The organism is Aureibaculum flavum (assembly GCF_016406085.1).
GTDB lineage: Bacteria > Bacteroidota > Bacteroidia > Flavobacteriales > Flavobacteriaceae > Aureibaculum > Aureibaculum flavum.
In genome coordinates, this window is record NZ_JAEHFJ010000040.1 from 1 (window position 1) to 581 (window position 581).

Annotated in this window: 1 protein-coding gene; it reads right to left on the reverse strand. The window is 48.5% G+C overall.

From position 1 onward, the window contains the following. Window positions 1–142: 142 nt before the first annotated feature. Window positions 143–581, reverse strand: a 439-nt coding sequence (locus JBL43_RS20515; protein ID WP_198843150.1) for a CotY/CotZ family spore coat protein, incomplete at its 5' end; no start/stop codon positions are given.

Consider the following 581-nt stretch of genomic DNA (forward strand, 5'->3'; position numbering starts at 1 on the left):
GTCCCTCCTGACTTCACGTTTTATATACCGGATTAAACGATATCGGAGAGTCAGCCGCCCGGAAGTCCGGACGGGCTGATGATTGCATCTGTAATAGAAGGTTGGAAGGGGATTCTTCTTTAGGAAAGATGCGAATCAATGACTATCCGTGATGCTTTTTCTCTTTGTGCGGCTCAGGCCGGTCAACAAGCTCCGGTGAAAGGCATTGAATGGCGCTGAAGCAGCTCAGATCAACTTCAATGCAAAAATCTGTTTTTTCTAAACCGAAGAAATCCGGGTCACAAGGATGGCAGACGCTGAGGGTGTCGCCGTGCACATCTACGGGGCGCAATACTGAAAGCGTTGCGCAGCAATCACAAACTCTTTCTGCCCGGAAGAAAATAGACTCGAAGCACTGGCTGTCATCCGCAAATCCTCCGACGTTCCCGAATGTGGAGAACAAACCGCCTTTTTTATCAAACAAGAGAAACGGGATGGTATCTTTACCGGTAACCGTCGGGCTTAACAGATTGGTATAGCATCCAGTCGGGCATTGTTCTTCAACAGCCTCTTGTTCTGCTAAAATCTTCTCGACTGCATCG